Below are 25,750 nucleotides of genomic sequence, written 5' to 3' on the forward strand. Positions count from 1 at the left end.
CGGTAAATGAGCAGACGGAGTGGCTGGTGAAAGACCTGATCGAACCTTTTTTATACCCGCATAATGTATTTTTCTGGGGCCTGCTGATTGCGGCTGTGCGTTACCGGAAATGGGGGTTGTGGTTGTTGCTGGGCTGGTTTTATCTGTTCGGCAATGGCTGGGTGGCGAATCAGGTGCGGCATTGGTACAACGCTGAAGTGGCGTCAACGGCTTTTCCAGCCGATTTTAGCGGCAACTTTGTGTTGCCTGGTTGTGGTGGCGATGAAAATAACATTCCGGATTGCGCCAAAGCCCGGCTGACGCAACTGGCGGCACTGGTGAATCAGACCACCCATGACTCACCGCTGATTCATATCACGACTTTGTACTGCCAGCCGTATTTGGATTATCTGCGCCCGTTGCTTAACCGCGAAACCCGCTTAGATTGTTTCCACGGCGGAGCAACCACTTATCATGAGTTTTATACGCTGAACAGCCGGCTGGACCATCAAGTGCCGTTGTGGTTTGTCACCAGTGACTATCATGCTTATCGCGTGCATCAGTTGGCGTTGCAATATGGTTTTAACGCCAAAGTCTATGCCGCACCCAGCTCAACGTTCCGCCCGGTGAATTGTGGCGCCGTCTGTTTTCTGACTGTCAATCTGTCGAATTTTGATCTGTTCGCCAAACTCAGCGCCGAGATGTCCAGCTTTTATGTCTACCGGCTGACGAAGGGCTTTACTGACTGGTCGAAATGAAGCGGTGGAAAGTAAACCCGGTACAAAGGCAGAAAAAAATCCACCGCATTGCGGTGGATTTTTTTGCGAAAAACAGCGCTGAGGCTTATTTATTGCCGCGGGCAATAATTTCCTGCGCCATTTGGTCGGCTACCAGATTGGTTGGCTGGCCACTTTGTTCGGCACGACTGAAAATGGTCAGCAGCGTGTCGTAAATCGCCAGCACTTGTTTAGTGGACTGCGCTTCGTCGTAGCCCTCAGGCCGGATCTCCATTGACACGTTGATAATACCGCCAGCGTTGATGACATAGTCCGGCGCATACAAAATGCCTTTTTGCCGCAGTAACTCACCATGCCGGGCTTCTTTGAGCTGATTGTTGGCACAACCGGCGACAATGGCGCATTTCAGGCGTGGCAACGTGTTGTCGTTGATAGTCGCACCGAGGGCGCACGGGGCATAAACGTCACATTCAACGTCATAAATGGCATCCAGACCCACAGCGGTCGCGCCAAACTGGCTGACGGCACGGTCCACTGCGGCCTGATTGATGTCGGTGACAATCAGCTTCACGCCTTCTTTGTGCAGGTGTTCACACAGATAAAAACCGACACTACCGAGGCCTTGCACTGCAACGGTACGGCCTTTGAGGTCGTCGCTGCCAAATTTATGTTTAATGGCAGCTTTGATGCCGCGGTAAGTGCCCAGTGCGGTGAATGGCCCCGGGTTACCACTTTTGCCTTCCAGACCGGCGACATAAGGCGTTTCCCGGTTGACGATGGAAATATCCGCTGTGGTGATATTGACATCTTCAGCGCTGATATAGCGGCCGCTCAGCGAGTGCACATATTGACCGAATTTACGGAACAGCGCTTCAGATTTGATGGTTTTGGCATTGCCGATAATGACCGCTTTGCCGCCGCCAAGCGCTAAGCCCGCCATGGCATTTTTATAGGTCATGCCGCGGGATAACCGCAACACATCGACCAGGGCTTCGTCATCTGACACATAATCCCACATCCGGCAACCGCCACAGGCGGGTCCTAATGCAGTGCTGTGGACGGCGATAATTGCTTTGAGGCCCGTTGTAGGATCACTGCAAAATACGACTTGTTCATGGTTGTCAAACTCAGGGTGGTTAAATACTGCCACTTTCTTATGCTCCGATTTATGCCAGCTTTGTGCTGGGGTAGGGCCGGTTTTTTCGCGGCGGAATTTATCATTTCGGCAAGGCTTGTGCTATCAAATCCAAATTAATTCATCTGGTCATGCCAGTGGATTGTCGACAATTTTTGTTGAAGGTTGCGTAATCAGCATTGCTGACATAAAGTGCGGTTTCAGATTTTTTGCAGGTAAGTAGTATGGACAAGCAACAACAAGCTGCCGCGCCAATGACCGAGCAGCAAACCAGTGAATGGGTCCGCGCCCAGTTTCAGAAAGCCAATTTATTCTTAGCGGAACAGGGCGTGGTGATGGATACTGTCGCTGTGCAGGATTCGCGTTATTTGCCACCTTTTGTCGCCATCTGGAAAATCAACGGTATCGATCGGAAAAGCTATTGGGCTATTACCGGTGATCTGCCGACAGATGTGATGGCTTTTAGCGGCGCCGCCAACGCCCGTGATGCCCTGCGTGCCTTTTCGTTCCGCTGGCAAATGCAGGCGCAACAGCTGATGGAAGCTGGCGTTAAAGATCAGACCGGTGCGGATTACGTCAAATTGCTCATCAACAGAGCTGAACAGCTGTATCAACTGTTTGAAGCCGACGACTTCTGGAATCAACAGACGGCTTAAACGCGCAACGAAGCCCCGGTATCACACCGGGGTTTGTTTTTGCGATGGCTGAAACGGCTGACGGCACGGAGGTGCTGTGGATCTTTTATTCGGTTTTTTACTTGGCTGCACCTTATTAGGTGGTGGCACTTTGTATTGGTACCTACTGAGCCGCAGTTTGGCCTCCCGACATTGTTATCCGCTCTGGCTGTCAGTACCGGTGCATCAGCTGCTGACCTTAGCTGTGGTCTTTGGCCTTGGTGTGACTCCGGCGCAAGGCTGGTTTAGTTTCACTTTGTTTTGTTTGCTCGTGGCTTTGGTGCTGGGCCTGCTGTTGCTGCCAATACTGATGTTTCTGCGGTACGTCGAACGCTGCCGGCCGCTGCAGGATAAAATCTAAGTGCGCTTTAACCGGCAAAATTTGCCGTTGGACCGGCATTGCCGACAATCCGCTTGTCAGGTGCGCTGCGCTCTTTTAGTGTGAACCTCTGAAAGGTCCGCCATTGCAACCAAGAGGTTTATTCGTGTTGACTACCAAATCCAACAAATTCAACAAGGCCGGTGTCTGGTTATTGTGCACAGGCTTGACTGCTGTATGCACAGCTGCAGGCGCCGCAGTACCAACCCAGGCTGCGCCTTTGGTGAATCCGTCGTACTTTGAATCGGCTGATATTTTTGCGCTGGAATGGGCCAGCGATCCGCAGTTATCGCCCGATGGCCGTACTATCGTTTATGTACGCAACAGCAATGACATTATGACCGACCGTGCGCGCACCGCACTGTGGCAAATCGACGTGGCAAGCGGCCAGCATACGCCGCTGTATGCCGACAAATTTAATTACAGTCAGCCGCGTTGGGCGCCCGATGGCAGCCGGCTGGCGTTTATCTCTGACCAAAGCGGCAAAGCGCAAATCCACCTGCATTGGGTTAAAACCGGGCAAAACACTCAGCTCAGTGCGCTGGAGAAAAGCCCGTCCAATCTGACCTGGTCACCGGATGGCAAACAGCTTGCTTTCACGATGAATCTGCCGGCAGCGCCTTCAAAACTGACCACGTTGGTTAAAATGCCGAAAAAGCCCAAAGACGCCAACTGGTCTGAGCCGGTGATTGTCATTGACCGGGCGCAGTATCAAGCCGACGGGCAGGGTTTCCTGAAATCTGAATACCGGCATTTGTTTTTACTCAGCAGCGATGGCGGCACAGCCCGGCAGCTCACCAGCGGCGATCGCAGCTATGGCGAAGATTTGACCTTCAGCCCGGATGGCAAAGCGCTGGTGTTCTCCGCGAACTTAGCGCCTGACTGGGAATATCAGCCGCGTGACAGCGATTTGTATCAGCTGGACCTGCAATCCGGCGCGCTGAAACAGCTGACCTCAGTGCCGGGCCAGGAAACCAGTCCGGTGTTTTCGCCGGATGGCAAAAAACTGGCTTATTTGTGGGGCAGCAATGCCAAATTACCTTTCGCTAACGGCAAACTCAAAGTGCTGGATGTCGGTTCGGGTAAAAGCCGCGATATCGGTGCCGCACTGGATCTGGACCTGAACGCGCCAGACTGGTGGTCCAATGACGAACTGACGGTGCAATATGATGAAAAAGGCCTGCGCAAAGTTGCGCTGCTGGATTTGGACGGTGAGCTGAAAGTACTGACGGACCAGCTGTCCGGTACCGGTCTGCCACAGCCATATTTAAGCGGTGAATATCAGCAAAGTGCCGAAAAACTGGTGTTTACCAAAGGTGATGCGTCGCGTCCGGCCGATGTGGCTTTGTGGCAGGATGGCAAAGTGCGGCAGCTGACGGCGCTTAACGAAGACCTGCTCGGCCACAAAAAGCTCGGGGAGGTGCATGAAATCAATTACAAATCCTCGTTTGATGGCGAGCCGATTCAGGGCTGGTATATCACGCCACCAGACTTTGACCCGAATAAAAAATACCCGATGATGTTGGAAATTCATGGTGGGCCGCATCTGGCTTATGGCCCGCATTTCAGCGCTGAAATGCAGCGGTTTGCCCGTGAAGGTTATGTAGTGTTTTACGACAATCATCGCGGCAGTACCGGTTATGGTGAGCGCTTTGCGCTGCTGTTGCACAACAAATACAGCTCACCGGAAGATTATGCTGACCATGATGCCGGCGTGAACGCGATGATTGCCAAAGGTTTTGTTGATGCCGACAACGTCTATATCGCCGGGGGCTCGGCCGGCGGCATCGCCACCGCTTATGCCATTGGTCTGACTGACAGATACCGAGCGGCAGCAGTGATCAAACCTATTATCAACTGGGTCAGTAAAGTGTTGACCGGGGATAGTTATTTGTACCAGACCTATCATCAGTTCCCTGGTGTGCCCTGGGACAACCTGCAGCATTACTGGCAACGTTCGCCGATTGCCAATGCCGGTAAAATCAAAACACCGACGCTGATCATGACCGGTGAAGCCGACCGCCGTACGCCAATCAGTGAGTCTGAGCAGCTGTATCAGGCGCTGCAATTGCAGCATGTGCCGACTGCGTTGGTGCGCGTACCAGGCGCGCCGCATGGCATCGCCGGCCGGCCGAGCCGGATGATCGCCAAAATCGAACATACGCTGGCCTGGTTCGAATTGCATAAAAAGCAATAAGATCTGCTGGTACTGAAAAGGCGCTGCGGCGCCTTTTTTTGTCAGCAACAGCAAGCTACATCAGCAAAAATATTGCGCCAGCTCATGGCCTTAGCGACAGAATAGTGCTGAAATCAATTCAGAATGCTTTGGATAAACACAGGCCGATATGCAAACCGAACTGACCTTGTTACAGAACTTCGCATATGCGCTGGCCATTGGTGCTTTGGTCGGCATTGAGCGCGAAAAACATAAAGTGAATAACCTGAGTAGTTTTGGTGGCGTACGCACCTTTATGTTATTAGCGTTGCTCGGCGCTGTTGGCGCCTGGTTGAGTGAGCAGTTACAGCAGCCATGGCTGGAACTGGCGGTGCTGACGGTAGTGGCGGCGTTAGTCGTGGTTGCCTACCATCTCAAACACCGTGAAGAGTTGCAGGCGCCGGGGCTGACCACCGAACTTAGCGCAGTATTGGTGTTTTTATTGGGCGGTGCTGTGATGCATGGCCATGCCGGCATCGCTGTCGCGATTGCGATCATGACCTCAGCCATTCTGGCGTTTAAACAACCACTGCACGGCCTGGTTGCCAAAATTGGCAACGATGATTTATTTGCCGGCCTGAAATTATTGATCGCGAGTTTTGTCGTGCTGCCGCTGCTGCCTGATCATGCACTGGATCCCTGGCAAGCCTTTAACCCCTATAAAATCTGGTTGTTGGTGATCCTGATCTCGGTGTTGTCACTAGTCGGTTATGTGGCGACCCGGCTACTGGGGCCGGCGCGTGGTACCGCTGTGGCCGGCTTAGCCGGTGGCCTGGTGTCGTCTACCGCAGTCAGTCTGAGCTTTGCCCGCCTGAGTAGGCAATTACAGGGCGATGACAATCAGGACGATGCGCTGGCCTGTGGCATTCTGCTGGCGTGGTCGGTGATGTCGTTACGGGTGCTGTTGATGGTCGGTATTGTTTGCCTGCCGTTACTGGCGCCGTTGTGGCCGGCCGTCAGCGCAATGGCGCTGGTCACGCTGGCAACGGCAGCGTATTTTTACCGGCGGGCGCCGCAGCTGCAGGCCAATTCGGCGACCAGCATCAGCAATCCTTTTAGTTTATGGGCCGCCAGTCAGTTTGGTCTGATGTTCGCGCTGGTGTTGCTGGTCGTCAAACTGACCGAACATTTTGCGCCGGCCGAAGGGCTGTATCTGGTTGCTGCCATTGCCGGCACCACAGATGTGGATGCGATCACGCTGTCGATGGCGCAATACGCACAGCAGGCTGGCCGGGAACCATTAGCGGCGACGGCGCTGGTGATTGCCGTGATCAGTAATACATTAGTGAAAACGGCGCTGGTCACTGTGGCTGGCAGCGCCGGCCTGCGCCGGCGTCTATTTGGCGCCTGCGCTCTGGTGATTTTAAGCGCTACATTGTTGCTGTGGGCGCTGTAGCCTTAATTTGTTAAGATGCGCGCCCACGAGCACTGCGGCAAAGCCTGCAGTTGTTGTCAGGAGTAGTGATGTCTAAAGCGGCGCGGCCTTCCGAAATTACTTTACCGCCAGTCAATCAGGGCTGGGACAACCTGTACCAGTTTCTCTGTGACCAGTTTCCACGCATAACGCCAGCGATCTGGGCCGAGCGCCTTGAGCAGGGGAAAGTACATTGGCATAGCGGTGAAATCGTCAGCATGCAAACGCCTTTTCTGCCAAGCCGGCGTTTATGTTATTACCGCGAGGTGGCTGCAGAGCCGGTGGTCGCCGCCGCCCATCAGATCATTTATCAGGATGAGCATATCTTGCTTGCCTGCAAACCGCATGGCTTACCGGTCATTCCGGGTGGTGAATTTGTTAATGAATGCCTGCTCGAGCGCTTGCGGCGTGACACCGGGCTTGAAGATATCGCGCCGGTCCACCGGCTGGACCGCGACACCGCAGGGCTGGTGCTGTTTTCGCTCAATCCCCACAGCCGTCCGGCTTATTATCAGCTGTTTGCACAAGGGCGAATTGAAAAGACCTATCAGGCGGTCGCCCGTTTACCGCAGCACCTGCTGCAGGCAGCTTTACCGCAGGAATTCACCGTGCAAAACCGGCTGGAAAAAAGTCAGCCCAGGTTTTTGATGCAACAGGTCGAGGGGGAAGCGAATGCACATTCGACACTGCGTCTGGTGGCGCGGCAACAGCAGCTGGGTTTATTTGCCCTGACGCCCCATACCGGCAAAACCCATCAGCTCCGGTTGCACATGCAGGCGATAGGTTGCCCGATTTTGTTTGACCCTTATTACCCCGTGCTGCTGGCCAAAAACCGGTCGCTGGCCGGGCCTTTGCAGTTGCTGGCGCAGCAGTTACGATTTGTTGATCCGGTCAGTGGTCAGCCGCAGCATTTTTGCTCATCACGGCAACTTTGCAGCTGGCAGGAACCTGCGTGTTAAAGGACGCCGTGGCTATTTAGCTTTGCATCATTAAAAAACTTAATATTTATCCATTATTTATCCATTATTTAACGCGGTTTACCTGAAAGCAGGCTTTACCTCTGCCTGGTAACTGCTTACATTGGTTCAGTAACTGCTGATATTGGTGAACCATGCTTTTAAACCAACAATTTTATACCGGGTCCGGGGCGCTGCTGCTGTTGTTGCTGTGGTCCGCAGTTGCACCTTTTGACCGGACCACCTGGTTATTGGAAATCTTCCCGGTGTTGCTGGCCTGGCCGCTGCTGTGGTGGACCCGCAAATCCTATCCGTTGACCCCCTTGTTGTATGCTCTGATTTTGTTACATGCTTTGGTGTTAATTCTTGGCGGCGCTTATAGCTATGCCCGGGTGCCGCTTGGATTCTGGCTGATGGACTGGTTCGCGCTTGAGCGCAATCCGTATGACAAAATCGGCCATTTGATGCAGGGCTTTGCTCCGGTACTGGTAGCGCGGGAAATCCTGCTGCGTGGGGCTTATATCTGGGGTCAGCGCATGCTGAACTTTTTGCTGTTGTGTATTGTGCTGGCGATCAGTGCAACCTATGAGCTGATCGAATGGGCAGCAGCTGTGCTACTCGGGCAGGGCGCAGATGAGTTTCTCGGGACTCAGGGTTATGCCTGGGATACGCAGGCGGATATGGGATTTGCGCTGTTAGGGGCTATTCTGGCCCTGTTGTTATTGAGTCGCTGGCATGACCGGCAACTGGCTCAGCTTGCAGTAACATAAAATTACCTATATGTTAACCGAATGTTTTTTGTTTGTGTGAAAGGATTCCTGATGAAGTTGCCACTGTTTTGCATTGTTTTGTTGGCCTGGCAGCTGACCCCGCTGCATGCTGAAACACTGGCACCGCTGGTCGATTTTTTGCCAGAGTGTAAGCAGACTGATGTGGTGCCGGTGAAAACAGTGCTGAAAGTCCGCAACCACAATTTATGGCGTTTTGTCGTGTTACGGGATGTGCCTGAAGTTGCCCGTTATCTGCAGCAAATTCGGGAAAACGCCACAGCGCGGCGTTTTGATGCCGTGCTGGTGCAAAAAATAAAGCAAAGTGAGCATAAACTGCCTGGCAACTATACGGAAGTGTCAGTTCAATTGGAGTTGTTCCGGTTTTGCGAAGGCAATGATGCGTTGTCTGAAAAAAGTGCGGACACCAGCGGAGCCCGACAGGTCAAAGTCGATTTAGGCAGCACGCAAATCAGGACTGCTTTGACCGAAGTGATAAAACGGCAGGATGCAGCCGAGTACCGGGTCATAGTGCCGCCGAATCATCATCTGTCATTACAGGAAGGTGTTTTTGGTGTGAAACTGAAGATGAGCGCCGAACAGGTTTATGCGCTTTGGGGCTCGCCATCTGCTGATTTCACCTTACAGGATGGTGCCCGCTTGTTAGGTTATGGCCGCAGGTTGTGGGTCTATCTGGACCCGCTGGTCAAAGCGGTGTTCACCGACAGCGAAGTCCTGAGTGGCGTCGGTCGGAACTTGCTGGAATTCCATCCTGAGTTTGATGACAAACCCTGGTTGGTTGAAGGTAAAGTCGCTTATAAAACTGACATGGTACAAGCAGCTTTGAAATTAGGCTCCTGGCACAAAGTAACACCATTGGTTTGGCGTAAACAGCAGCCGGGCCAGCAGCTCAAGCTACAGTTTGAAGAATTTAATCCGCAGTCTGTGCATCAGACAACAACCATCTTAACCGGCTTTCACTACAGCAGTGCCGCCGCTTTGCCAGCCCGCATAGTTCTGCAGCAACAGGCCTGGCAAGATGTGTTGGCGTTTGCTGAGACTGTCAGTGTGCGCAATCTGCAGCAACAACCTGCTGCCAACCTGTTTCCGGCCCATTTGCGGCTGCACCAGTTGGTACAGCGGCGCAATCAGGGTTGGTGGCTGCCAACCGGCCAATTGCATGTGATGCTGGTCAAAGACGAGATCCGTCGGATCAAGCTGACCCCACCGGTGATGCGTAAGTCCGATCAGCCAAATCAGATTCCGGCCCTGCTAAAGGCCCTGCAAATTCCGGTGACGAAGGCAGGTCTGCGTCTGGCATTTCCTGATATGCAGGATGTTGGCGACCGCTTTCAGCTTTATCGCGACGATTATGACATTTTGATTGAATTCAGCTCCGACGAGGAGCAGGCTGAGATTGAGCAACTGGAGATTATTTACCACTTCACCTGAGCCTGCTAAGCGCATTGCAGCAAGACCGCCGGCAGGGCATACTGCCAGACTTTAGCTGGTCCTGAATTTTGCTGACACAAGGTAGTGCCGTTGTTGCCTCGTCCTGATCGCCGTTCCCTGCTGCTAGTGATTGTGCTGAGTCTGTTTTGCTCAGTGCTTGATGCTGTGGTGTTTCAACACAAGTATAAATTGTTTACCGGTGGTGGATTTTTACAGCCTCATACATTCCTGCTTTTTTCTGACCGGGCGTGGTATCTGCTGGCCGGCTGGCTGGCTGACCTGACCGCAGTAGTCTGTGCCTTTATGTTGTATAACCTGCTGTGCCGTATGCAAACCAGCAGCCGCAGTCATTTGTGGTTTGCGTTGATTGTGGTGCTGTTCCAGCTTGGTCATGGTTGGGTTGGCGGTGAGTTGTACCAGTATTTTGGTGACAATCTGGACTGGCAGGTGCTGGCGAATTTGGGTGGTGGCAGTGTGCTGGCGGCGGTCAGTATGGTGCTGACCGAGCTGAGCCTGCACTTGTTACCGGTGCTGGTTGGGCTGCTGGTCGGCTTGATGCTGCTGTATTGTGTGCATCTTGCGTTCCGGCGTTATCGCGCTCCGGTCGCCGATGGCGCTCAATGGTGGCGTTACAGTGCCCTGTTGATCCTGGTGTTGTTCCCGCTGCAATGGCAACTGCTGGCAACAGAGCAGCCATATCGGTTTGGTCTGGAGAAAAAGCTGTCGCAGCAGTTGTTATCCGGGCTGTTAAATCGGCTGACTGACCTTGATCTTGATGGTTATGGCGCATTGGGGGCTCTGGCGGACACCGCGCCATTTGATGCAGCCCTGTATCCGGGCGCGATGGATATTCCGGGCAATGGGATTGATGAAGATGGCATCGCTGGTGATCTGCCGTCGTTGCCGGCTGCCGGGCCCGATGCACTCAGGATGTTACCGATCCGCGCCGGGCAGCATATTTTCCTGGTGGTATTGGAAAGTGTGCGCGCTGATGCCTTGTTTGCAAAGCAAGACGGCAAGGCGGTGATGCCACATCTGGCGGCATTGGCCGGGCAGGGTAGTTACAGTGAAAATGCTTACAGCCACACCGGCTTTACCACCAGTTCACTCAAAGCGCTGTTTAACCGCAGCCTGAGTTACCACCCGCCACAACAGAATCTGCTGGATGCGCTGCAGGCGCGCGGATATCAGCTTAATGTATTGTCAGCGCAGGCGGAACGCTTTGGCGACGTGTTAAGCAGCGCCCGCTTAAAACGACCGGGCCATTATTATTTTGATGCTGACTCCGCGCTGGCCGACCGGTTGGACCCGTCGCTGAACGCCGGCTCTTTGCGACTGAGCGAGCAGCGTTTGCTGCGCCAATTGCAACAACGTTTTGCTCAGGTCGACTGGTCATTGCCGCAGTTTTTTTATCTGAACATTCAGGCAGCGCATTATCCCTATCATCACAAAGAAATGCTGCCGCTGCTGACCCAGCAGTCAATTAGCCGCCAACAAATGCAGCCGGCAAATAAAGCTTTGTTGCAGCTCAGTTATTACAATGCTGTTGCCAACGCGGATTGGCTGGTGGGACAGCTGCAACAGCTTTTAGGCAGTTATCAGCTCACCAAACACAGTACTCAGCTGTTTACCTCTGACCATGGCGAATCTTTGTTTGATGATGGTTTTCTCGGCCATGGCCATCAGCTTAATGACACGCAAACCAAGGTGCTGATGGTCAGCAATCGCGATATCGATTATCCACCGGTGCTTGGGCATGCCGATGTGGCGCCGCTGTTGCTGGCAACTGCGTTGGGTCTGCCATTACCACCGTCCCCCACTGCGGTGTTACAAGTCGTTGGCCTGGTGCGCGCACCACAGCAAATAGCCCGTATCGACAGCCGCGGGCGAATGTTGTATGACTTCCGGCAACGGCATTTCCGGGCCGGCGATGCTGCCGCATGGGCCGACCTTGCTGAATTATCTGTCATTGATCAAGCCCGGGCGCTGCAGCTGGTGCAGAGCTGGGGCATGCTGCGGTATCAGCAGTCAGAGCTGTACCAGCAGCAGTTACAGCGTCGCTGAGCGGTTTAGCGGTTCAGCGGGGCAAAATTGGCCTCGGCCTGCGCCAGGCGGATCTGCAGCCGGCCAATTTCCTGATTGTAACCTTCCATCTGATAACGCAGCCGGTCCGCCTGATTGAGCAGTGCTGCACGGGTAGAAGCATTTTGTTCTACGGCAATGCGTTGATTAATGGCATAAATGTCTTCGCGCAGATTCAGATTGCGGTTTTGTAAATCGGCGATCGCCGCAGCAATATCATCCACCACTTTTTTCGCTTTATACCAGCGTTGACCTTGCTGAAAACCTTGCCTGAACGCTGGCTCAAGCTTGCCGGTACAGGCGGTGTTGTAATCTTTACCGGCGCGGCCCCAGGCTTCGCCGTGCGGGAAATCACAGAAAAACACCAGCCCCTGGCTATGGCCCTGCTGATAAGTCTTAAAATCCGGCAGTACGCCGTGTTCGGCGCAGTCTTTTTGATAATCGCGGAATTTACTGCTGAGCTCGCCGGCTTTGCCGTCATTGACACCCAGGCTATACCAGTCGCCCTGTAAACATTCATCTTTACTGATACTGGAACAGGCTGCCAATTGGGCGAGTACCGTCATCATCAAAATCCGGCGAAGCATAGAGATCCTTTTTGAATTATTTCTGCAGTGCTGACCACCGCCATGCTGCTGCATGCTAATCGCCGGTTATTGCTTTGTAAAGGCGGCGGCGCCAGCACTGTTCAGACAGCTTGCTGCGATGCAGCCAAGTCCACTATAGTGAACTAAACCAATGGCAAAGCGGGGAAAGCTGATGCGGCTGTTGACCGGATTATTCTTGTGCTGCAGCACCTGGTGCTTTGCGGCACTGGCAGAGCAACCGCAGCCAATCCGTATTTTGGGGCTGCAATCGCCGGGGGAAGCCAGTGTCGGTTATTATCAGGACCTGCTGCAGCTGGTGCTGAACCGGACCAAAGCCGACTATGGCGCCGCCCGGATTGAATTGCTGCAACCGCCGGTGTTGGGTGACTATCGTTATCTGCTGATGAAGCAGAATTTTATCGATGTACATCATTTTGGCACTTCGCCGGAACTGGAGCGGGACTTGCTGCCAATACGGGTGCCGCTGTTAGGTGGCGGCCTGGGTTGGCGTGGTTTTATTATCCGCAAGACTGACCGGCAAGCGTTCCGCCAAATCCGTCTGCTCAGTGAATTAAAACGCCTGACCGCTTGTCAGGGTGAACTCTGGCCGGATAGCGACATCATGCGGGCGGCAGGGCTTAAAGTCATGACCGCTGAGCGCCATGACCAGATGCTGGAGTTGTTAAGACGCGAACGTTGCGATTATTTTCCGCGTAGTATTTTTGAAGGCCCGGTTGAGCAAAAGGCCTTTGCCGCGGCCTATCCGGATCTGGAATACAACACCAGCGTTTTATTGCATTACCCATTTGCTATGTATTATTTTGTGAACAAAAACAATAAGGTATTGGCTGAGCGGCTGTTCCGGGGGCTGGATAAGTTAGCGCGCAGCGGCGAGTTACTGGCATTTTTGCAGGCGCACCCAATAGCACAACAGGTGTTTCCGCTGAGTCAGTTCAGTAAATCCGTGGTGTTTCATTTGGACAACCCGTTGTTACCGGCCGACACGCCGCTGCAGCAGCAGGAATACTGGCTGAAAATTCCGGTGGGCGACACTGTTGCAACCGGACGGCAGCCGGATTAGGCAGGCTCTGATATACTGCGCGCCAGAATTTCTAGTCGGACTGATTGATGAGCCAACCCGAATTATCCGCATCCCTGGCCGGTTTTATCCGGCAATTTCTCGACGCCTTTAACCAAAACCAGTTACTCCGCCTGGTGTTGTCACGTTATGAAGGCAACCAGAGCGAATTGAACCGCATCCAAATCCGGCCAATTTTACTGAAAACCGGCACCCAGCTTAGTGTGTTATTTGAAAACAAAACCTTTGATCAAACTAAAAATTTCAGTGCTGAAGAACTGACGCCGTTGTTAACACAATGGCTGACGGCTGATTTCAAAGCTGCGTTGCTGGAATGTAACGGCAGCGAAACTCAGCTGACGGTATCAAAAAAAGGCAAAGTACTGCTCAATACCCGCAAAACCGCCACGGCTGCTGTGGCGCCGGTGCAAAGCCATAACCGCGAAAAACAGCGTTTTATCGATAGTCAGGCGCCATTTTTACGCGAGCTTGGTATTGCCGGCAGCGATGGTCAGATTGCGCCGACCATGCAGAAAAAATGGAAGCAAATCAATAAATTCATTGAGATTTTTGCCAGGGCGCTGAAAGAGGCTGGCCTGCTGGAGCGCAGCAATTTGACCATCGCTGATTTTGGTTCCGGCAAAGCTTATCTGACTTTTGCCGTTGCGCATTATCTGCAGCAACTGGCGTTGCCGGCGACAGTGATTGGCGTTGAATTACGCCAGAGTCTGGTCGACTTGTGCAATACCACGGCGGCGCGGTTAAATCAGCCGGGCATCCGCTTTGAGCAAGGTGATGTGCAGCATTACCAAAGCACCGGCCTGGATGTGATGATTGCTTTACATGCCTGTGATACTGCGACTGACCATGCCATCCACATGGGGATCCGCGCCGGTGCCAGTGTGATTATGTGCTCTCCGTGTTGCCATAAAGAACTCAGACCACAAGTGCAAAGTCCGGCGGTGTTATCGCCATTGCTGCAACATGGCATTCATCTGGGGCAGGAAGCGGAGATGCTGACTGATGGCATTCGCGCTTTGCTGCTGGACGCGTACGGCTACGATACGCAAGTATTTGAATTTATTGCGCTGGAACATACCAGCAAAAACAAAATGATCCTGGCGGTGAAACGTTCAGGCCCTATGGTGGCGGCGCGCCAACAAGCGTTACTGGCGCAGGTCAGCGCGCTGAAGCAGTTTTATGGCATCAGGCAGCATTGTCTGGAAGCGTTACTGACCGAAATTCCGGTAGTGTCAGCTGCTGAGTCGGCATCCGCATAGAGGCAAAAGGAAAAAACATGACTGAGTTGTTTTCTGTTGATTTTAAAGTGCGTGATTACGAGTGTGATATGCAGGGTATCGTCAATAACGCCGTGTATTTTCATTATCTGGAGCATGCGCGGCACGAATATCTGCTGGCCTGCGGTCTTGATTTTGCCAAATTGACGCGGGAAAAAATCCATCTGGTGGTGGTACGCTCGGAGATGGACTACAAGGCCTCCTTACAAAGTGGTGACCAGTTTTTTGTCACTGTGCAGTATCAACCGGTATCAAAATTGCGTTTTGGCTTTCGTCAGCAGGTCCGGCGCCGGTCAGACGATAAGCTGATGCTGGATGCATTAATCACCGGGACTGCGCTGAATGCGCAAGGTAAACCTTTTGTGCCGGAATTTATCAGTGCCTTGGCCGCTGCGGCTGTTTAACCGGGGCAGACCGATGCGTGTGCTGATCGCGCTACTTTTAAGCTGTAGCTGTGTGCTGCCCCTGCATGCGGCGTCGCTGCGCATCTGTGTGCAGAATATCGATTATTATCCGCATTATGATTTCAGTACTCAGCCGGGCCGCGGTTATGCCGCTGACTTGTTTGCATTATTCAGTGCAAAAACCGGCTTGCAAATCACGCTGTTACCTTTGCCGGTCAAACGATTGCAGGACAATCCGGACTGCCAGCTGGTGTATCCGGATAACCCGCAGTGGCACAGTGCCAAAGGTGAAGCGCAGCCACTGTTTTTCAGTCAGCCGTTGACCGGCATTATCGGTGCGACCTTGGTACGCCGTGGCGACGCTCAGCTGGAGTTGGCCGCAGTGCGCGCTATCGCAGTACCACGTGGTTTTACGCCGGATCATTTGTTGGCCGTACAAAAAGACTATCACTTTGAACTGGTAGAAACCGGTGATGCCACCGCAGCCATTCAAATGCTGCTGAAACAGCGGGTTGATGCCGCCGATGTTGAGTGGCATGTCGCCAGACATTTATTACAAAAACTCGGTCAGCCGCAAGGCGCAGTGATCGGCAGACAGCTGCCGCTCGCCAGTGTTGGGTTTCACCTGTCGAGCCGCGAGCATGGTGAATTGCTGCGCCGTTTTGACCAATTTTTATTGCAGTATCCAAAAGAAATCAACCGCCTCAGAGTGCGTTATCAGCTACAGACTGTGGCTGACCTGCAATTCGATGCTACGGACGCTGCCGAAGCCCGGCACTAACGCGGCGGTCCTCACGCCGGGCACTGCCGGCGCGACAAACAGGCCGGTTTGCCAACAGGCGGCGGTATCTTGTCAGCGATAAAGTGATCCGAGCAGTGCTCAAATCCATAACCACAGCAGGCCGGCCGCAAAAAGTTCAATCCATTAACTGATTATTTTACGCACAGCTCTTGACGGCGGAATTTAGATCATCTAAAACGATTAAGTTAAGAGGGATGCATTTTTTTCATCTGTCAGAACAACATCCGGTGCTGCCGAGTATGTTGTTTTTTTGATAGAGAATCTTAAACGATTAAGTTTAGTGAATTACGCCGTTTGAACCGCGCTGCAGACAGGCAAAAAATGTTTCTGGATCTACGACAAAGATCTGACGACGAACTAGCCTTAACCAGTCCGCCGGAACCAGACGGAACCCAGAACCAGGCAAGACAACACACAAATAAGCAACACCAATCGACAAGGGATAACCAAATGAGAACACAATTATTTAAACCCGCGTTACTGTCACTCGCAGTCTCGTCCGCCATCTGGTCGGTGCCTGCAACAGCGGCAGAGCAACAAGCCGCCGGCGCTGCAGCGAAATCCGGTGAAGAAGTCGAAGTGATCGCCGTACGCGGCATCCGCGGCTCGTTAATTCGTTCTCAGGCGGAAAAAATGGATAACTCATCCATTGTCGAAGCCATCTCCGCCGAGGACATCGGTAAGTTACCGGACTCTTCCATCGCAGAGTCCTTATCCCGTTTGCCAGGCCTTGCCGGTGAGCGCGTTGGTGGCCGTACCTCGGGCATTTCGGTGCGTGGTTTTAAAGAAGATTTCACCGGTACCTCATTAAATGGCCGGGAACTGATTGGTATTGGTGACAACCGCGGCGTTGAATACGACCTGTACCCATCAGAAATCATGACCGGCGCGACCATCTACAAAACCACAGATGCGACGCTGATGGTGCAGGGTATTGGCGGTACTGTCGATTTACGCACTGTACGTCCGCTGCAGGCGAAAGAAACCCTGACCGTCAACGGTAACTATGAATCCAACAGCCGCGATTCTGACAACCCGGAATTTGATAACAAAGGCAAACGTTATGCGCTGTCTTTTGTTGAGAAATTCGCCGATGACACTTTAGGCTTAGCGGTTGCGCTGGCTTCGACTGAATCACCGAATAACCAGCGTAAATACGGTGTCTGGGGTTACAGCGCCAACTCAGCTGGTCAGGTGTTGCCAACCGGTTTGGATATCGCGTCCATCAGCACCAAACTGGAGCGCGACACTATTTCTACCGTGCTGCAATATCAGCCAAACGACAAACTGAACATCGTGTTTGACGTGCTGGATATCGATTATTCCGATTCCGGTGTGTTACGTGGTTTTATCGAGCCGTTCTCGTCAGCGAATGTCAGCGGCAGCGGCACCAGCACCACCGGCACCCAGGTCGGCGCCAACCCGGTGCTGCGCACCGACCCACTGAAAAAAGACGGTGATTTGCAGACCTTTGGTCTGAACGTCGAATATCAGCTGAACGATAACTGGCAGGTTGAATTAGACGTTGCCAGCAGCGAATCGAGTAAACGCGATTTACGCGGTGAATCCTATGCCGGTTTGGCCCGTTCTGGCGCGCTGAACTCATCGCAGTTAGGTTCACGTGAATTTACTATGAGCCCGGACGGTGTGTTTTTCACTAAACTGACTGGCCTTGGTGCGTTTTCCGATCCAAAAGCCTTACAACTGACCGGCCCGCAGGTGTGGGGTGGTGGCATGGCCAACCTCGCCAGCCAGTTTGTGACGAATGTGAAACAGGCCAATGGCGACCCGTACAGCTACTTTAACGCGCAGGACGGTTTCCTGAACTATGCCGATTTCAGCGAAGAGCTGAAAACTTACCGCTTAGAAGCGGTAGGCAATATCGAATACAGCATCTTTAACAAACTGACGGTTGGTGTGAATTACTCTGACCGCTTTAAAGATAAAGATAACAAAGGCTTCTTTGCCACAGCGACGTCTTATCCGTTTTCAACCGCTATTCCAAGCCAGTATTTGTATGGCGGTCTGGCGGATTTAACCTGGGCAGGCCTTGGTCAGGTGGTGGCCTATGATGGTTTCGCGCCATACAACGACGGGACTTACAAACTGAATGACGCGGGTTTGTTAGAGCCGGACCGTCTGGGTGATACTTATGATGTCAACGAAGAAGTCACCACCTTGTATTTCAAAACTGATTTTGAAACCCAGTTGGCGGATTTCCCGGTGACCGGTAATTTCGGCATGCAATATGTCAAAACCGACCAGTCTTCAAGCGGCTTTATTGGCATTGTCGGCGCGAATTTTGCCGTTTGTGATGACAATAACGACAAACAAGTGGATGCCGACTGTATTACTGAGCAAGGCGACAGCTACAGCCACGTGCTGCCAAGCCTGAACCTGAGCATGGAAGTGTCGGACAATAATTTTGTGCGTTTTGCTGCCAACAAAACCATCAGCCGCGCCCGTATCGACCAGATGAAAGCGTCCGGCTTTGTCAAGTTTGACCAAAACATCGACCTGATTGCTATTCCAAATACCACTGCCGCGGTGGAAACCTATGGTTCACCCTGGTCGAAATTTGCCGGTAACCCGCTGTTAAAACCGCTGGAAGCCAATAACTTCGACTTAGCTTTTGAAAGCTACTTCGAAGAAGAAGGTTACCTGTCGGTCACGGCCTTCTACAAAGACTTAGTCAACTGGACCCGTGACGGTAACAAGCTGATTAATTTCACCAATGATGAAACCAACAGTGGCGCCAACTATTTTATCCCTGGCTTCCATGACCGCATCATTGACCAGGCTGGTACTTATGGTCCGGCAGATATCTTCTACGCCGCCGGCGCTAAGGTGACACCACCGAACTACGGTTATTTCTCGTACTTTGAAGATGGTCTGACTGGTCGTGTGCATGGCGTTGAAGTGACTGCCAACGTGCCGTTCAGCAAGTTCTCCGATGTACTGGAAGGCTTTGGTGTCGCGACATCCGGCACTTTGATTGACGCCAAACTCAATGACGGCAGCCGTATTCCTGGCCAGTCCGACAAAGTGTTCTCGTTAACGGCTTATTACGAGAGAAACGGCTTTGAGGTGCGGGTTGCCGGCACGGACCGTTCTGACTTCCTGACTTATGAGCGTGGCGGTTCGAACAAAATCTCTACTGCCAGCCGTAACGGCGTGACGCTGGTCGACGCGCAAATCAGTTACGACTTCTCTGAGAGCAGCTTCACTTCATTACATGGATTGCGGGTGTCCTTGCAAGGCACCAACCTGACCGACGTGGATGAAGAAACCGTCAACGACGACGGCATCGTCACCACACGCCGGCAGTTTGGCCCGACTTACATGCTGAACGTGAACTACGCGTTTTATTAAGAAGTAAACCGACCCGGTGTAAAGGCCTCAATAAGTTCTTGGTATTGAGGCCTTTTTTTAGGGTATTGGTGTAGGCTTTAGCTTAGAACCCAGACCAATACCTTTTTTTGCAAGGGAGTTGTTATGCATCAGTCATCTGAGTCCGTTGTTGCCGGTAAACCAATTCGTAAAGTCGTGATCGCCGGCGGTGGCACTGCCGGCTGGATGACGGCGGCACTGCTGAAAAAAGTGCTGGCAGACAGCGTTGAGATTGAACTGGTGGAGTCGGACGATATTGGCATTGTCGGCGTCGGCGAAGCGACTATTCCGCCTATTCAGATTTTTAATCAGTATCTGGGCCTGGATGAAAAAGCCTTTTTGCGTGACACCCATGCCACGATGAAGCTGGCAATTAAATTTGAAAACTGGCGTAAACCCGGCGAGAGCTATTACCACACCTTTGGTGCGCCCGGTGCGAGCCTTGGCTTTTGTAACTTCCAGCATTATTGGTTACGCGCGAAGCAAGCCGGGTTGCAGCAATCCTTGTGGGACTACGATTTAAATTATCTGTGCTGCGAAGCCGGCAAATTTAACATCATCAAAACGCCGAATCCGGTCTATGAAATGCCATACGCCTATCATTTTGATTCGGCGTTATATGGCCAGTTTTTACGCAAAATTGCTGAAAACGCCGGCGTCAAACGCACTGAAGGCATGATTGAAACAGTGCAGCAACATGGCATTTCCGGCCATATTGAAGCGCTGCAGTTAAAAGATGGCCGCAAAATTCACGGCGATTTATTTGTCGACTGCACCGGTTTAGGCGCATTGCTTATTCGTAAAACTTTGGGTGTGGCTTATGAATCCTGGTCTAAATACCTGCCAGCCAACAGCGCTTTGGCGGTGCCGAGTGAGCGTTTTGCCAAAACGCTGCCATACACCCGCAGTATCGCCCACAAAGCCGGTTGGCAATGGCGTATTCCGCTGACGCATCGCAACGGCAACGGCATCGTCTACAGCTCGGATTATTTAAGCGACGATGAAGCCTGCAGCACCTTAATGGCCAATCTTGACAGCAAAGCACTGGCCGAACCACGCAAAATCAGTTTTGAAACCGGCCGCACCAGCACGCAGTGGGCAAAAAACGTGGTGGCGATAGGCCTCTCCAGTGGTTTCCTCGAACCGCTGGAATCAACCAGTATTCACCTGATTCAGTCTGGTATTGTGCGCCTGCTCAAACTGTTCCCGAATCAAGGCATCACAGATGCTGTCGTCGATTATTACAACGCTGATTCGAAACAGGAATTTGAAACTATTCGCGATTTTATCATCCTGCATTACCACGCCAATGAACGCGATGATTCTAAATTTTGGCGCGATATGCGCAACATGGATGTGCCAGAGCGGCTTCGCGACAAAATGGCGCTGTTTCGTCAGTCGGCGCAGGTATTTAATGACCACAACGATATTTTTCGCGATGCCAGCTGGATCCAGGTGATGCTCGGACAGGGCATTGTGCCACAGGATTATCATCCGGCCGCCAAAGTGCCCACCAGCAACGAGCTGTTGGCGACGCTGGCCAAAGTGCAGGACGCCAAACAACAGCCGCTGGCGCAGATGTTGTCGCATGATGAATTTTTAAGCCGCTATAGCAAGGCCTGAGTGATGAATGCCGCTCAAGTATCAACAGCGCAGCCGTTTCATTTTGTCATTCTCGGTGGCGGCACCGCCGGCTGGATGGCGGCGTTATTGTTTGCCGACAAATGGTTAAAGCCTGCCGCAGCGAATCAGCGTGCGGTAACAATCACACTGCAGGAAGCGCCGGACATCGGCATTATTGGCGTCGGTGAAGGCTCGACGCCGTCGCTGAAGCGTTTTTTCCACAAGCTGGGCATTGCCGACAGCGAATGGATGCCGGCCTGTCAGGCCACATACAAGACCAATATCCGTTTTGTGAACTGGAGCCCGACTGCTCAAGCGATGGGGCTTGGGGCTGATTACAGCCATCCGTTTATCTCGCAGCCGGACCTGCACAGCGAAACGGCGTTTTACAGCAATTGTTTTAAGCGCCGGCTGGGGCTTGCGGTCGAAACTGCGCCGGAGAAATTCCTGTTAAACGCTTATCTCGCGGCAGACAAACTGGCGCCGCTACCCAGTGCGAATTTTCCGTTTCGTATCGAATATGGCTATCACTTTGATTCGGCTTTGTTGGGCCAGTTTTTAAAGCAAAAAGCGCTGGCGCTTGGCGTCAGGTACCAGGCGATGACAGTGACGCAAGTTAATCAGTTACCAGATGGCCGCATTGGCAGCCTGACCGGTGAAACCGCGGACGGCGGGGCCAAAGTTACTCAGGCCATCAGCGCTGATTTTTTTGTCGATTGCACCGGCTTTCGTTCCAGTTTATTGCAGCAGACGTTGCAGGTGCCGTTTGAGTCTTTTGCCAGCAACCTGTTTAACGATGCCGCTGTGGTGCTGCCCAGTGACGCTTTTGCCATCCCGCCGCTGGAAACCCGCGCTACCGCGTTATCAAATGGCTGGGCCTGGCAAATTCCGCTACAGCATCGCACTGGCAATGGATATGTCTACAGTTCGGCCTTTATTTCCAAAGACGGCGCTGAGCTGGAGTTACGGCAGCACCTGGGGCTGCTGGATACTGAGGTGAGTGCCCGCCATCTTCAGATGAAAGTTGGCCAGGTGAGCCGGTGCTGGGAGAAAAATTGTCTGGCACTGGGCTTGTCGCAGGGGTTTATTGAGCCGCTGGAAGCTACTGCGCTACATCTGGTGCAAAGCTCGATTGAACAGTTTATTGATGCTTTTGCCGATTTTTCTCATGACGGGCAAGCCGAATTTAACCGTCAGGTGCATCAGCGCTTTGAGGCTGTGCGCGATTACATCGTCGCGCATTACAAACTCAGTAGCCGCAGCGACAGCCATTATTGGCGGGCGAATCAACAAAATATGCAGCTGTCTGAGTCACTGCGGCAAATTCTGGATGTCTGGTTTCGCCAGGGGGATTTGGCGAACGAGCTCTCTCGCCAGCAAATCGACAGTCACTTTGGCGCCACGTCCTGGCATTGCTTGCTGGCGGGTTATGGCGTGTTTCCGCCGCTGCGCCAACCGCAGCCGGCTGGTGTCAGTGACGCTTTTGCGGAGCTGCAGCTGGCCGCGTTTTTTAAAGGTTGCAGCCTGAATTTTCAGCCGCAGCATTTGCTGTGGCGCGGTTAAATGTGTATGGAGCAGGTATGACGTTTTATCAGCAAATGAAGCATGGCTTGTGGCTGAGCCTGGTGCTGTTTGTCAGCGCAGTGTTGGCCGAAGAGCAGCTGACAACGCCGCAGAAGTGGCAGTTGTTGTCGCCGGACCAGCAGATTAGCGTGGAGCTGGTGCTATCTGGTGAAGCGCTGACGTATCAGGTTAGTTATCGCGGCAAAGCGGTGTTAAAACCGTCAGTGCTGGGGCTGACATTTAAAGGTCAGCCGCCGCTAAAAACCGGCCTGCTGGCGGACAAAGTCAGCAGTCGCAGTCAGGATTTGAACTGGCAGCCGGTCTGGGGCCAACGCAGCAATATCCGCGATCATTTTAATGAGCTGACGCTGCAGCTGCATGAGAGTAAAGCGCCGGGCCGCCGGTTCACGCTGGTGTTTCGCAGCTACGACGACGGGGTTGCGTTTCGTTACCAGTTGCCAGCCCAAGCGGCACTGGCAGGCGATTTAGTGATCACTGATGAGCTGACTGAATTTGCTTTTGCCCGAAACTTTTCAGCCTGGTGGGTTGAGGCGTACCGCAACTTAAGTTTTGAATATCAGTATATGAATTCGGCGTTATCGAGCGTGTCGGTGGCGCATACGCCGCTGACGCTGACCGATGATGGCATTGCGGTCGCGGTGCATGAAGCGGCGCTGGTCGATTACAGCTCGATGACGCTGCGCAACATCACTGATAACCACATTACGCTCAAAGCCGATCTGATGCCCTGGAATGGAACCAATCCAGCATTGGCAAGCGACACTCTGCCTGACCGTGTCTATACCAAAGCACCATTTCAAAGCCCGTGGCGTACGATTCAAATCGCACCGACCGAAGCGGCGCTGCTCAATTCCAGCCTGATTTTAAACCTCAATGAGCCGATGGCCGCAGGCACTGACACCAGCTACATCAAACCCGGCAAATATATGGGCATCTGGTGGGAGATGCATATCGGCGAAAAAGACTGGTCGCCGGGCCCGCTGCAAGGCGCAACCACAGAACGCGCGCTGCAATATATTGATTTTGCCAGTCAACATGACATTGACGGCCTGTTAGTTGAAGGTTGGAACCAAGGCTGGGAAGGGCAATGGTGGCAACGGCCGCCGACGTTCAGCTTCACTAAACCAGTGAAGGGTTTTGATATCGACAAAGTCGCCGCTTATGCCAAAGCCAAAGGCGTTGGGCTGATTGGTCATCATGAAACTGCCGCCGGCATCAGCTATTACGAACAACAAATGGCGGATGCGTTTAAATACTATCAACGCCTGGGGATCCACAGCGTCAAGATGGGCTATGTCGGCAAACGGCTGGACGGACGCGAGTGGCATGATGGCCAGTTTATGGTGCAGCACTTTAAAAAAGTGGTCGACACTGCAGCGGGTCACCAGGTGATGGTCAATGCACATGAAACGGTGAAAGACACCGGTTTAAGCCGTACTTATCCAAATTTGATGACGCGCGAATCGGTGCGTGGCATGGAATATAACGGCGGCAGCCCTGATACCGGCAATGCGCCGAATCACACGGTGATTATTCCGTTTACCCGCGGTTTGTCCGGGCCTATCGATTTCACGCCGGGTATTTTTAACTTCAACTACCAAAAACACCGGCCGAATAACCGCGTGCCGAGCACTTTAGTCAATCAGCTGGCGCTTTATGTCACGCTGTATAGCCCACTGCAGATGGTGGCGGATTTGCCGGAAAATTATGCGCCAGGCGGTAAGCTGCATCCGGCTTTTGCATTTATCGATGCGGTACCGACCGACTGGCAACAAAGCATGGCGCTCGACGGTAAAATCGGTCAGTACCTGGTGATGGCAAGGCAGGACAAGCACTCCAAACGCTGGTTTGTCGGCGCCACCAGCAACGAGCAGGCACGCACGCTCACCTTGCCGCTGTCGTTTTTAGATGCAGATAAGACCTATGATGCAGTGCTGTATCTCGATGCGCCGGACGCACACTGGCAAAACAACCCGATGGCGTATCAAATTCAGCGCCGAACCGTTCACAGCAAAGCGGTGCTGGCGCTGGCATTGGCGCCGGGCGGTGGCGCGGCTATTGAGTTTGTGCCGCGTTAAAGCGGCACTGGAACTGCTTCTGGCAATATCACAGCGCGCTGCTGAGTACTACTTTGCAGCGCCAGTTCAATCAGCTGTAAGCCCAAAATCGCATCGGCAAGCGGTACCGGTGCCGGGCCGAGATCCTGCAGATAAAGCGCCAGCTGCTGATAAAAATCACCGTAGTGGCTTGCGGCAAACGGCAGTATGGTTTTGCCTGCTTGGGTCCAGATCTCGGCGTGGCGGTTATGCGGGCGCTGTTGCCAGTCTGCGCTGGTAAATACAGCAGTGGCTTGTTGTGGTGTCTGCTGCAGCGCATCTCGCAGCAGTTGTTCCTGCGGATCCAGTCCGTAACTTATCACACTGCCGCCAGTGCCGTGGAGTTCAAAACGCGGTGCCGGATGCGCGCAAAACGGGGATGAACTGAGCACGACTTGCCGGGCGGGTAAAGTCGCTGTTGCCAGATAATCTAGCCGCAGCTGAAAATAATCGATACCGGTCGCATCGCCCTGCGGGGCGCCGGCCCGCAAGCTCTGACAGCTCGCGGTGATGCTGTCCGGCGCGCCAAACAACACAATCACCTGGTCCAGCAGATGAGGCGCTAAATCGTATAACACGCCATTGCCCGGTTCTGCCGACTCTTTCCAGCGTGCCTGCACTTGTGGCCGAAAGCGGTCAAAGCGGGAGTACATCAGCTGCACAGCGCCAAGCTGGCCCGATTGCAGCAGCTGTTGCAGCGCGACAAAATCATCATCAAACCGGCGGTTATGAAACACCGCCAGTTTACGCTGACGCTGCTGTGCCAGCTTTTGCAGCTCGATGGCCTCAAACATAGTCACCGCCAATGGCTTTTCCACCAATACATCTTTGCCGGCGAGCAAAGCGGTTTTGGCTAAGCTGAAATGTGCGCGGTTTGGTGCCGTGATCACAATCAGGCTGGCGTCAGTGTGCTGGATCAGGCTGTCGGCATCGGCATATATCTGTACGCCGGGCCAACACTCTGCGACTTCTGGCTGTGAGGTACTGATACCGACCAGCTTAAAGTCGGTATTGCTGGCGATAAAAGGCAGGTGGAACACCCGGGCGGACAGGCCAAAGCCAATCACAGCAGTTTTGATCATCAGGCACTCCGGCAGA

At 53.1% G+C, this 25,750-nt stretch carries 20 protein-coding genes; 17 read left to right on the plus strand and 3 right to left on the minus strand.

Going from position 1 to position 25,750, the window contains the following annotated elements; all coding sequences use genetic code 11:
* Nucleotides 1–26: 26 nt before the first annotated feature.
* The gene (locus ABNT34_RS19880; RefSeq protein WP_348734645.1) at nt 27–737 is read left to right on the plus strand and encodes a hypothetical protein; all 711 of its coding nucleotides are present in this window, start codon (nt 27–29) and stop codon (nt 735–737) included.
* A gap of 85 nt (nt 738–822) precedes the next feature.
* On the opposite strand, the gene ABNT34_RS19885 is transcribed toward ABNT34_RS19880, so the two are convergent.
* The gene (locus ABNT34_RS19885) at nt 823–1,866 is read right to left on the minus strand and encodes an amino acid dehydrogenase (RefSeq protein WP_348734646.1); all 1,044 of its coding nucleotides are present in this window, start codon (nt 1,864–1,866) and stop codon (nt 823–825) included.
* A 209-nt stretch (nt 1,867–2,075) separates the two neighbouring features.
* On the opposite strand from ABNT34_RS19885, the gene ABNT34_RS19890 reads away from it, so the two are divergent.
* The 8 genes from ABNT34_RS19890 to ABNT34_RS19925 all read left to right on the plus strand — a co-directional run bounded on the left by ABNT34_RS19890 (nt 2,076) and on the right by ABNT34_RS19925 (nt 11,772).
* Nucleotides 2,076–2,507, plus strand: a complete 432-nt coding sequence (locus ABNT34_RS19890; protein ID WP_348734647.1) for a DUF4826 family protein — start codon at nt 2,076–2,078, stop codon at nt 2,505–2,507.
* A 76-nt stretch (nt 2,508–2,583) separates the two neighbouring features.
* The gene (locus ABNT34_RS19895; RefSeq protein WP_348734648.1) at nt 2,584–2,886 is read left to right on the plus strand and encodes a hypothetical protein; all 303 of its coding nucleotides are present in this window, start codon (nt 2,584–2,586) and stop codon (nt 2,884–2,886) included.
* A 241-nt stretch (nt 2,887–3,127) separates the two neighbouring features.
* On the plus strand, nt 3,128–5,101 hold the full coding sequence (locus ABNT34_RS19900) for a S9 family peptidase (RefSeq protein ID WP_348734649.1): 1,974 nt from the start codon (nt 3,128–3,130) through the stop codon (nt 5,099–5,101).
* Nucleotides 5,102–5,249: 148 nt separating this feature from the next.
* Entirely contained in the window at nt 5,250–6,515 is a 1,266-nt protein-coding gene (locus ABNT34_RS19905) for an MgtC/SapB family protein (protein WP_348734650.1), read from the plus strand.
* Nucleotides 6,516–6,583: 68 nt separating this feature from the next.
* Nucleotides 6,584–7,492 (plus strand): pseudouridine synthase, encoded by a 909-nt coding sequence (locus ABNT34_RS19910; protein WP_348734651.1) that lies wholly within the window; start codon nt 6,584–6,586, stop codon nt 7,490–7,492.
* 152 nt (nt 7,493–7,644) lie between these two features.
* Nucleotides 7,645–8,259: a DUF2238 domain-containing protein gene (locus ABNT34_RS19915; protein ID WP_348734652.1), complete on the plus strand. Its 615-nt coding sequence runs from the start codon at nt 7,645–7,647 to the stop codon at nt 8,257–8,259.
* Nucleotides 8,260–8,310: 51 nt separating this feature from the next.
* Nucleotides 8,311–9,708: a hypothetical protein gene (locus tag ABNT34_RS19920; RefSeq protein WP_348734653.1), complete on the plus strand. Its 1,398-nt coding sequence runs from the start codon at nt 8,311–8,313 to the stop codon at nt 9,706–9,708.
* 90 nt (nt 9,709–9,798) lie between these two features.
* Nucleotides 9,799–11,772 (plus strand): sulfatase-like hydrolase/transferase, encoded by a 1,974-nt coding sequence (locus tag ABNT34_RS19925; protein WP_348734654.1) that lies wholly within the window; start codon nt 9,799–9,801, stop codon nt 11,770–11,772.
* 5 nt (nt 11,773–11,777) lie between these two features.
* On the opposite strand, the gene ABNT34_RS19930 is transcribed toward ABNT34_RS19925, so the two are convergent.
* Nucleotides 11,778–12,356 carry a DUF2799 domain-containing protein gene (locus ABNT34_RS19930; protein ID WP_348734655.1) on the minus strand — a complete coding sequence of 193 codons (579 nt, stop codon included), beginning with the start codon at nt 12,354–12,356 and terminating at the stop codon, nt 11,778–11,780.
* Between the two features lie 193 nt (nt 12,357–12,549).
* Here ABNT34_RS19930 and ABNT34_RS19935 point away from each other — a divergent pair, with 193 nt between their 5' ends.
* The 8 genes from ABNT34_RS19935 to ABNT34_RS19970 all read left to right on the plus strand — a co-directional run bounded on the left by ABNT34_RS19935 (nt 12,550) and on the right by ABNT34_RS19970 (nt 24,634).
* Nucleotides 12,550–13,458, plus strand: coding sequence for a hypothetical protein (locus ABNT34_RS19935; RefSeq protein WP_348734656.1), 909 nt, complete (start codon nt 12,550–12,552; stop codon nt 13,456–13,458).
* A 47-nt stretch (nt 13,459–13,505) separates the two neighbouring features.
* Nucleotides 13,506–14,735: an SAM-dependent methyltransferase gene (locus tag ABNT34_RS19940; RefSeq protein ID WP_348734657.1), complete on the plus strand. Its 1,230-nt coding sequence runs from the start codon at nt 13,506–13,508 to the stop codon at nt 14,733–14,735.
* A 17-nt stretch (nt 14,736–14,752) separates the two neighbouring features.
* Nucleotides 14,753–15,157: an acyl-CoA thioesterase gene (locus tag ABNT34_RS19945; RefSeq protein WP_348734658.1), complete on the plus strand. Its 405-nt coding sequence runs from the start codon at nt 14,753–14,755 to the stop codon at nt 15,155–15,157.
* A 13-nt stretch (nt 15,158–15,170) separates the two neighbouring features.
* Nucleotides 15,171–15,938 (plus strand): transporter substrate-binding domain-containing protein, encoded by a 768-nt coding sequence (locus ABNT34_RS19950; RefSeq protein ID WP_348734659.1) that lies wholly within the window; start codon nt 15,171–15,173, stop codon nt 15,936–15,938.
* A 471-nt stretch (nt 15,939–16,409) separates the two neighbouring features.
* On the plus strand, nt 16,410–19,331 hold the full coding sequence (locus tag ABNT34_RS19955; RefSeq protein ID WP_348734660.1) for a TonB-dependent receptor: 2,922 nt from the start codon (nt 16,410–16,412) through the stop codon (nt 19,329–19,331).
* 123 nt (nt 19,332–19,454) lie between these two features.
* The gene (locus ABNT34_RS19960) at nt 19,455–20,972 is read left to right on the plus strand and encodes a tryptophan halogenase family protein (RefSeq protein WP_348734661.1); all 1,518 of its coding nucleotides are present in this window, start codon (nt 19,455–19,457) and stop codon (nt 20,970–20,972) included.
* A 3-nt stretch (nt 20,973–20,975) separates the two neighbouring features.
* Nucleotides 20,976–22,535, plus strand: a complete 1,560-nt coding sequence (locus tag ABNT34_RS19965; RefSeq protein ID WP_348734662.1) for a tryptophan halogenase family protein — start codon at nt 20,976–20,978, stop codon at nt 22,533–22,535.
* A gap of 17 nt (nt 22,536–22,552) precedes the next feature.
* A complete protein-coding gene (locus tag ABNT34_RS19970) occupies nt 22,553–24,634 on the plus strand; it encodes a glycoside hydrolase family 97 protein (RefSeq protein ID WP_348734663.1) in 2,082 nt (693 codons plus the stop codon).
* Here ABNT34_RS19970 and ABNT34_RS19975 read toward each other — a convergent pair.
* The gene (locus ABNT34_RS19975) at nt 24,631–25,734 is read right to left on the minus strand and encodes a Gfo/Idh/MocA family oxidoreductase (protein WP_348734664.1); all 1,104 of its coding nucleotides are present in this window, start codon (nt 25,732–25,734) and stop codon (nt 24,631–24,633) included. The two genes, ABNT34_RS19970 and ABNT34_RS19975, sit on opposite strands and share 4 nt — an antisense overlap.
* Nucleotides 25,735–25,750: the final 16 nt, after the last annotated feature.

This window comes from Rheinheimera texasensis, from assembly GCF_964031785.1.
Lineage (GTDB): Bacteria > Pseudomonadota > Gammaproteobacteria > Enterobacterales > Alteromonadaceae > Pararheinheimera > Pararheinheimera texasensis_A.